The sequence below is a fragment of the Dietzia sp. SYD-A1 genome (assembly GCF_015356725.1).
Taxonomy (GTDB): domain Bacteria; phylum Actinomycetota; class Actinomycetes; order Mycobacteriales; family Mycobacteriaceae; genus Dietzia.
Genome location: NZ_JADDKI010000133.1, coordinates 1 through 5,974, shown reverse-complemented (window position 1 = coordinate 5,974; position 5,974 = coordinate 1). Strand labels below are relative to the sequence as shown.

The 5,974-nt window shown below is 60.6% G+C and carries 3 protein-coding genes; all 3 read right to left on the bottom strand.

From position 1 onward, the window contains the following. Positions 1 to 288: 288 nt before the first annotated feature. The 3 genes from mcrC to IY392_RS06300 all read right to left on the bottom strand — a co-directional run bounded on the left by mcrC (position 289) and on the right by IY392_RS06300 (position 5,661). A complete protein-coding gene (mcrC, locus tag IY392_RS06310; RefSeq protein ID WP_194860784.1) occupies positions 289 to 1,341 on the bottom strand; it encodes a 5-methylcytosine-specific restriction endonuclease system specificity protein McrC in 1,053 nt (350 codons plus the stop codon). Further along, the gene (locus IY392_RS06305; protein WP_228549096.1) at positions 1,338 to 3,572 is read right to left on the bottom strand and encodes an AAA family ATPase; all 2,235 of its coding nucleotides are present in this window, start codon (positions 3,570 to 3,572) and stop codon (positions 1,338 to 1,340) included. Before IY392_RS06305 ends, mcrC begins: the two co-directional genes overlap by 4 nt. Before the next feature lie 325 nt (positions 3,573 to 3,897). Next, positions 3,898 to 5,661 (bottom strand): hypothetical protein, encoded by a 1,764-nt coding sequence (locus IY392_RS06300; RefSeq protein WP_194860783.1) that lies wholly within the window; start codon positions 5,659 to 5,661, stop codon positions 3,898 to 3,900. Positions 5,662 to 5,974 lie beyond the last annotated feature (313 nt).

Here is a 5,974-nt window from a genome sequence, read left to right as displayed (position 1 = left end):
AATAACGGTGGCTCCCAACCTCAATATCCAGTGGCTCCCAAACCCTCAAATACTCATTGGGACGACGTCGCCGAGCTCACAGATGTGCACGTGTACGCCCGCCTGTTCGCGGGCCGCGGGCCGCGGGGAGCGCGAGAGCGTGTTTGCCCAGTCGGACTGAGCAGGTCGGGGAAGGGCCCATTATGGAGGTGCGAAACGCGGATAGCGAGCGGCCAGCACCGAGAGTTGCCTCGAGAATTCAAACGCGCGGCCGAGTGGCTTTGTTGCCGGACGAAATTCGACGGCCCTCTAACAATCCAGCCACGTCGTGATGCTGTCCAATTGAGTCTTCAGTTGATTCCACGGCTGACTCAGATCGAGTGTGCGGGCACCGATTCGAGTTCCCTGGACGGTCATGTCGAGGTTGGGCTGCGCTGGCGCATTAGTGCGTGCATACAGCAGAAGCCCGCTGACGGACCCGTCCTGAGTGACATCGGCATTCTTTACGTACGCCAGAATTTGGTATAGATTCTCCGAGCTGACGGACTCCTTGCCCCACTGTCCGGTCTGCAGTGACTTGCTGTAGTACTTGGCATCAACTAGCAGGGACCTCCTACCGAAGTTAAGTCGGAGGTCGGTCTTCATGGTTGGAAGATGTTCGGTCCCAGACGACAGCAACTGGTCGTAATCCCAGGCGATGTACGGAGCTCTGGGAGACAGTTCTGGGCGGTGGAATGCAAAGTACTCGAGCAGGAACCGCTCGTAGAGTCGACTCATGGCCTCGTCGGGGAGCCAGGTGGTGAGCTTCTTGTCGCCGGAGCTGTCGGTCAGTAGTAGCCCGCGGACAACCAACTCACACACTCCTAGCAGCAAACGGTACGAGGCGTTACTGCGGTGGACGGTGAGGCCGGACCACCGGATCGAGGTCGGGGCGACTGTGGTGACGGCATCCATATAGGGCAGTAGGCGCCGGAGGGCCTCCTTGCGGCTCTTACTGATCTCGCCATGACGAACCAGCAGGATGATCACGGACTTCAGCGCGCGATTGTGGGGTGTGTCCGGGTCGTACTCGTCGTAACCGCAGATCAGCCGACCGCGACTTCCGGAGTGCTCGGCGATGCTGCGCGCGACATCGATCCGGCCACGAACCGTCGCCAGTTCCTCCCGACGGTGCACATAGTCGTGGTGCATGCCCCGCTTGACCTGCGTCCCTACTCCGCGGACCAAGATCTCCGCGAAGAGGTCGTGAAGATTGTCGAACTGCTCCGTCCCCACGGTGTCGGTGCCGGAACTCCGGATAGACTTGAAGGCGTAGGCCATCATCACGTAGATGTTACGGATGGTGATGGAGTTGGAAGTCATGAAATTGCAGCTCGCAACCTTCCGGACCACTCCTCGGCCTTGGCTGGCTCGTCGAACCAATACTCGTCGAGAAGCGGAACCAGTTCGTCCTCCACCACCGACTGAAGCCAGGCGTCCTCGGTGTCATCCTCGGGAGCCGCGATGACGAAGCTGTGGCCGACGGCGAAGCCCGGTCCGAGAGCAGGATCATCCGAGATGGCGAGATTGAGCTCTCTGATCGCTGCAACGAGACTATCCAGGATCGGACTGTCGATCTTTGCCTGGTAATAAGAGAAACCCTCTGTGCTGAAGCCCGGCTTCATGTCGAAGAACCCGAAGCGACGACGCAGCGCGTAGTCGATTACAGCGAGACTGCGATCGGCCGTGTTCATCATGCCGATGATGTAGAGGTTCGGAGGTACAGAGAACTCTTCATTCTTGTAGAGGAGACGAAGGGCTGAACCACGCTTGTCGCCCTCGATCAGCATGAGCAGTTCTCCGAAGACCTTCGAGATGTTCCCACGGTTGATCTCATCGATGATGAAGAAGTGCGGTTGGTCAGGTCCAGCGTCACGGGCGGTCTCGCAGAAGCGGTAAAATGGCCCTTCGGCAAGGCGAAATCCTCCAGACTCAGTGGGGCGGTAGCCCATCATGAAGTCCTCGTACGAGTAGCTCTGATGGAACTGCACCACCTGCACCCTGCTGGGATCTTTTTCGCCCATTATGGAGTACGCCAGCCGCTTGGCCGCGTATGTTTTTCCCACTCCGGGTGGGCCGGCGAGGATGACATTCTTCTTGCGATGGAGCAGAGAACGAAGGCGATCGTAGCTCTCCTCCGACAGGTAGACTTCGCTGAGGAAGTTGGTTCTGTCGTAGGCAGGGATCTCGCCGACCGGCGCGGCGAGGTCCAGCTCTTCTTCGCCGATGATGAGGTTTTCGATCTCTTCGACGTACTCGCGATACGGCGTGACGTCGGTCAGTGTCTTGGTCACTGCATGGCCAGGGTGCGGCCATGAGCCTGCATGGCTCCAGTTGACAGTGCGAACGTAGCGGTATGTGTCACGATCAGGTCTGTACCGGGCCTCGGACGTGACCTCGCCACGTCCGATGATCTCGCGCCGACCCCTCTTGGCGTAGACGATGTCGCCCACGGCCATTTCGTTCTGGAACTGCCAGCAACAGAGCACCGCATTGTTCTTGGAGACACCGCTCCCATCAGTCTCTAACGCTTCCCGAAGGGCTTCGCGATCGGAATAGTTGGCGAGATCGCCCAGGCCGTCCCAATGGATGGCCATGATCCCGCTAGAGAGAAAGTCATCCCACTCCGAAGCCAGAGGGCCGGGAGAGAAGATCCAGTAGTGGCGCTGACGTGGTTCTTCGGGTGCCGCGGCCTCAGCCGGTTCCGGAACGGTACTTTTCGGATCGGTATCCCAAAGTTCATGCACTCCGGCTGTCCAGAAGTGGAACTCGCCCCCGACCTCAGCAGCTAAGTCGGCCCGGATGGCGAACAAGTCGCGGTCGATCGACATCGGATCATTGCCCGTGGATCCGCCGATTCGGGATGCCAGCGCGTCACGAATCCTAATCTTTGTGGCGGCAGACGAGATCGGCTCAAAAGTTTCGGGACGCATGAGGAATTGCAGGATGTTCCTAATGTCAGAGCGGTCTTCGCCCGAGTCGAGCATGACCTGTTGCAGCGCCCACGGATCTGTCCGAGCGGCCTGCTTTGTCGGCTCAGACAAGCCTGTCCAATGGATCACGAACTTGGCCGCCCAGATGAGGTGTCGCCAGAGGGAGCCGTTATAGCCCCTGCCTTGCTCGAGTCCGGCGGTTCCCGGTTGGCGAGACATCCACGTAGTCATCTGCTCGTTTACAGACAGCGGCTCATCAAGGTGGCCCAGCACTCCGGCGACGTGTGACAAACGAGTTTCAGGCCGCGCAGAAAGTAGCGGCTGCTCACGTAGGAAGACCAGTTCAGCTGCAAGGAGGATGACTTCGCGGGAAGCGCCCTGGAGCTGACGGTCGAGTTTCTCCCACTGTCCCTGCACCGTGCCAACGAGCGGATTGTCGCCGATTCGTGCACGTAGATCCTCGGCGGCAGCCGCGGTCCAGATGATTGTCTCGGGATCGAGCAGGGAGCGACCCTCACCAAGCATCTGGTCAGTAATATCCCGGACCTCGTACGCCAGGGCCATGTCGAGGCTCCACCGAGAAGCCAGAGAGCGCTGATCAACCGTTTCGTTATTCACCATGCTTCGATTCTCCCGATGCCAAGGTGCGGCGTAACTTCCGCGCACCCGTTCGACGCTAAAGGTGTGGAGTAGGGGCAGTCAGACCGCGGCCCCAGTCTCATGGCCTCCCTCGCTATCGCTCCGAAATTCTCCGTTGCCGCGTGCACCGACGGCGCCGCCGAGGTGCAGGTTCCGACCGCGCTTGTCGACCACATTGCCCCCCCCGGCGCCCTCGATACCACTCTTGCGGAACTAAAGGCTGCTTTGCCGATGTCTGCGGGGTTTGACATCAAGGTGGCCTCTTCGCCCGGCTTGGTTGGTTAAAGCCCTGGCGCAGCACAATGGCCTATGTAATGGCCTTAAACCCGAGACCCTTGTCGGCGGCGAAGCCCATAAGGCGGCCGATAGCCTCCCTGGTCTGACGAAGCTGTACGAGTTGCGGTGACTTGGGGTCGCTGAACTGCGAGAGCTTGTTGATGTGCCCAGACACGATCCCGTCGGCAGTCGTGAGCATCGACCACAGATGAGGGTCAGGCGCCTCTCCGACCAGCTTGAGGGCGTGCGACGCGGCGACCTGGATCGCGAGGGTCGCGGGATCGCTCACCGGAGGTCCCTCCGCGCCCTTGAGCGTCGCCGCCGCAGTCGTAACCATCGCGCCAGTCGATGCGAGTCCGCTGAGCATGGCAAGTCCACCGGCCATTCCTCCCGGTCCAAACGCGGCGAGACCGCTGGTAATGGCAGCAGCTCCGGCAGTAGTTCCCATGGCGGCGATTCCGATCGGTCCGGCGGCGATCAGAGCGAGACCCGCCGCCGCGATCGCCATCCTTCCGGCCGGGAAACCACCGCCCTCCGTGAGCACCTTCTGCACGTCACATATCGCGTCACGGACTTTGCGCCCATGCCCGGACGTGTAGCCGAGATCGACGAAGAAGTCCTCGATAGCGTCGACCTGGGCGGTCCCGACCTCGATCTCATACGGCTGAATGACGTTAGAAAACGACATGGGGACCACTCGGCGGATCGCCTCGTCGAGCTCGAGGCTCCGCTGAGGCCTCGGAACCTGGCCACGAGCGAGCACCTCGACTTCGGTGGGCAGACTCGAGCCCTGGGGGAGGCGCTGCCGCACAGCGTCGACGAATTCGTCGCCGAGGACTTTGAGAGTGTCCTCATACCTGACCGCTACCTCCTTCTTCGTTATCTTTGACGCGACTCGCGAGCCGAAGGAAAGCGCAAAAAGTGCGTCGCTTTCCAGGTCTTCGATCCGAAGCGCGATCTCGACGCCCGTCACCGGAACGTCAGCTGGCGGGTGGAGTGCGTCCGCGACAAGCATTCCCACCGCAGGGTGGGCGAGATACTGCTCGGCATGGTGGGCGAACTTGTTATTCGATGCCGGCTTGATCTCGATCCGGAAGTCTTGGGCGCCGGGGAACAGTGAAGCGAGACCGCGCCCGGCGGTGACGGGATCGATCGGGGCGAAGAAGTTGGTCCAGTCGTCGACCCTGGCGTAAGGGAAACGCTTGAGAATTCGCTCGTGCTTCTCATGGAGGATCTGGACTGAACCCGGACTGCCGATCGTGATGAAGCGAGAAACGTGCACGTTTTCGGGAAGGTGGTCGAGTAGATCGATGGCGATGATGCTCCCGAGGCTATGACCAATCAGGATGATCTCTCCGGAGCTCGGAAGGCTCTTGAGAATCTGCGTGAGCACCGCTGCACGAAGCCCCTCGGACTTCATGTAGTTGTAGACCTGCTTGAGGAGGTCAGTGTGTACCCCGGCCTTCTGGAGCGGAGTGACGACGGCATCCGGTAGGCGGCGCAGCCCGAAGCCTGTTGCGAATCCCGAGTTCTCAAGCAGTCGCTCGATCCGCCCCTGACGACGGAAAAACGCGCGCCGCTCTCGATCGTCGTTCTTGCCCTTGTACGTGACGGCCGGATGCTTCATCTTCGACACTTGCGCGTTCAGGAGAACCGAATAGTCGGGTGCGATCACGGCGGAGGCGTCGACCTCGTCTGCACCAGCGGATTTCAGCCCCCGGTTGAGGCCTGCCAACCAATTGAGCGCCTCGTCGCCCTTGCCGACTCCGTGCAGAAAGACAATCTTTTTGGCCATGTCGGAGTCCGTTCTTGAAGTAGCTGCGGCTGGGGGAGTGGGCGCCGACGCCGACGTGGGCGCCTGGCGAGTATCCGTAATTAAAGACTCTAAACAATGGCTACGACACGCCGGTCCATGATTATCCGGCTACTCGGGCAGGAGCCGCCCGGGCTGTTTCTCGCGGCTCGGGTGCTGTGGATGGTTGTCGTCTTTGTCTTTATCGGAGGCGCGGTGCAGCTCGAACCGTTTGAGCCCGCGGGTCACGTGCAAGCGCCTGCCGGTCCAACGATGTAGTCGTCGTACTCGCCGCGGTGACCACCCTGCCCATCGC